Raw genomic sequence first — 2,634 nt, forward strand, 5'->3', positions numbered from 1 at the left:
TTACGCCTGATTGAACCCCGTTTGAGTTCAGAAGGTCTTCATCGATGAAGGCCTTCTTCTTTGTTTTTACCTCATCAGTTCGTCATGGTTATTAGTCGGCGGGGTCTTCTTTCCTCAGCAGGTGCGTTGGCAGGATTGACCGCCCTCGGCTCCAAACAACCCGGACGGACGCAACCCGATCGCAACCGTGTTGATGTGGTCGTCATCGGTGGGGGCTTGTCCGGTCTGACGGCGGCACGCGAACTAAAACAGCGGGGACGAAGCGTTTTGCTTCTGGAAGCCAAAGCGCGTATCGGTGGCCGCATGGTGAACCAGAGCGTTGCCGGTAACGGTGTGATTGACCTTGGTGGTCAGTGGGGTGGCAAACCGCTGATGCCTGCCCTCCTTCGGGAACACCTGGGATTCTGGCCAGCTTTGTTTCAGGAAATCGCGTCGGCACCTTCAGTCAGTTCAGCCATCGCGAGCAGCGTGAGCTGATCCTTCGGGATCTGGTGATCAAACGCTGGACGGAAGACCCCTGGCAAACCGGTGGTTATGGGTTAACCAGGACTCCCGGTGCTTGGACAGCCTTCGGCTCATCCTGGCAAAACCCCCATGGCAAGGTTTTCTGGGCCGGTACTGAGCAGGCCACCCGTTGGCCTGGCTATTTCGAGGGTGCCATTGAGGCCGGCCTGGCGGCTGCCCGCCAGGCCATTGACGTCATCGCCTGAGTTCATCCCTGGGCCGTCGCTTTTGCTGCGGCCTGAATGCCCGCTTCGATCGCCCCTTCGAAGTATCCGGGCCACCGACTCGAGGCTTCGGTACCGGCCCAGTGCACTCTCCCGTGAGACTGCTGCCACCCCTGCCCGTAGGTGGTCCAGGTGCCTGGTGTCACAAAGCTGGTGAAGGCGCCGGTGGACCAGGCTTCCTGGTTCCAGTTCTCCAGGAGAAGTTCTTCGGGAGCACCGGCTTCCGGTCCCCAATAGGCCACAAGATCATCCAAAACAGCCTTGCGCTGCTCGGCAGCCGTCATCTGCTGGAAGGCCACCGCAGCACTGGCGGTGACGAAGGCCGCAAGGATGCCGGGGGTCCCGCTGGGCAGAGAGCTGTCTGCCGTGATCTCCAGGGTTTTGAGGTTTCCGACGGCAAATCCGTTGAGGTTCGTCTTTCGCCAGAACGCGGATTTGTAGATGGCAAAGACTTTGATCATCGATCCCATCGGACTGCGCTGGAGAAAGGAGCGCGTTTCCGCTGGGAGATCCGGCGTGAAGGTGATCTTGTTACGCAGTGGTGGAGGAATGGCGACGATGGCGCTTTTCGCTCGAATCTGGCGACCGTCACCGACATGCACGGTCACCCCCTTGTCGTTCTGATCGATGCCTTGGACGGGTGCATTCAGGCTGATGAGGGGCCTCAGCTCGGCCGTCAGCCGTTCTGCCACCTGACCAGCAGCCCCATCGAGCAGCCATGATTCCGGTCCCTCGTCCTGCGGGGCGACGGCCTGTGTCCAGGCCAGGTGAAGGATCGAGGCGTCCCAGGGGTCAAACCCACCGGAGCCACCCACGACCGACAACCATTCCAATTCGAAATCACTGAGTCGGGACGAACTGTTCTTCTCACACCAGGCACGGATCGTGGTGCGATCCAGTTCCACGGCATTGGCTGCAGTCCACGGTCGTGCGGGATCAATGGAAGCCGCGATGCCTCGGAACGTTTTCATCGCTGCCTTGGCTTTGGCGACCTCGGCCGCGGGCTGTTCAATCTGCTCCGCATCAAACAGAAGAACGCTGTCGGAGGGTTGTTTGGCCAGGTCGGCGACGACCCGTTGCCCATCCCAGTGCAGGACACCCTTGCCGTCGTAGTAGCTGGGGAAGGTCTTGATTCCCAGCTCATCAACCAGGGCCTGAAAACGGTGATGTGTGGCACCACCCCATTGGCCGCCAAGGTCGATCACCGCACCGGTCCTGGTGGTCTGGCGAATCATTCGGCCACCGGTTCGGGCCCTCGCTTCAAGAATGTGAACGCTCAGACCTTGTTTGCGGAGTTCCCGTGCAGCCATGAGTCCGGAGAGACCGGCACCCACCACGACCACATCGACGGACTTGGGTGCAGAAGAAGCTCTGCTGCTGGTCTGCAGGCCGATTGCACCAAAGCTGGCAAGCCCTGCGCCTGCGATTAATTCACGACGGGAGAGTGCCATTGACTGGAGTCGGATTGGTTTGCTGTGGCCCTTTTGATCGGTTGTTTCGTCAGGTCGTGATCATGAATCGCGACAACCGTTCACGAACTGTTTCAGGTTGATGCACCCACCGTTGACTCTTTTGACTGGAGCTTTGCACAAGTTTTTTTTGCTCCTCGTGAGGTAATGGTCTTGCTATCAATTCAATAGTCAACGCGTAAGCCGGTGTCTTTGAAGTGGTTCTCCCTGGCGCTGGGATTGTCGACGGCAATCTTGTCGGTCTCTCCAGTGTTGGCGGCCCCTGGTCACGATCATTCGAGTGTTGGCGAGGAGGAGATTGACCGCCAGCGCGAGTCACTGGCCCGTTCGACCTCGAAGCAAGGATTTGGTCCGCAATCCCCGCGGGATCTCAACCAAATCAATGGCTTGAATCGGCGTACGTTCGCCGCCGCTCCGTCTCGCGCAACGCTGAATCT

4 protein-coding genes are annotated in these 2,634 nt (G+C 59.3%); 3 read left to right on the forward strand and 1 reads right to left on the reverse strand.

Annotated features, from left to right (window positions below; translation table 11 throughout):
- Positions 1-126: 126 nt before the first annotated feature.
- Together ACGVKB_RS11190 and ACGVKB_RS11195 are read left to right on the forward strand one after the other, a co-directional pair.
- Positions 127-477: an FAD-dependent oxidoreductase gene (locus ACGVKB_RS11190; protein ID WP_392351812.1), complete on the forward strand. Its 351-nt coding sequence runs from the start codon at positions 127-129 to the stop codon at positions 475-477.
- Positions 405-710: an FAD-dependent oxidoreductase gene (locus tag ACGVKB_RS11195; RefSeq protein WP_392351815.1), complete on the forward strand. Its 306-nt coding sequence runs from the start codon at positions 405-407 to the stop codon at positions 708-710. The genes ACGVKB_RS11190 and ACGVKB_RS11195 overlap by 73 nt, the downstream gene beginning before the upstream one ends.
- Before the next feature lie 2 nt (positions 711-712).
- On the opposite strand, the gene ACGVKB_RS11200 is transcribed toward ACGVKB_RS11195, so the two are convergent.
- On the reverse strand, positions 713-2,179 hold the full coding sequence (locus ACGVKB_RS11200; RefSeq protein ID WP_392351813.1) for a flavin monoamine oxidase family protein: 1,467 nt from the start codon (positions 2,177-2,179) through the stop codon (positions 713-715).
- A gap of 252 nt (positions 2,180-2,431) precedes the next feature.
- Here ACGVKB_RS11200 and ACGVKB_RS11205 point away from each other — a divergent pair.
- Positions 2,432-2,634, forward strand: a 203-nt coding sequence (locus tag ACGVKB_RS11205) for a hypothetical protein (RefSeq protein WP_392351814.1), incomplete at its 3' end; no start/stop codon positions are given.

This window comes from Parasynechococcus sp. (genome assembly GCF_042954325.1).
Taxonomy (GTDB): Bacteria; Cyanobacteriota; Cyanobacteriia; order PCC-6307; family Cyanobiaceae; genus Parasynechococcus.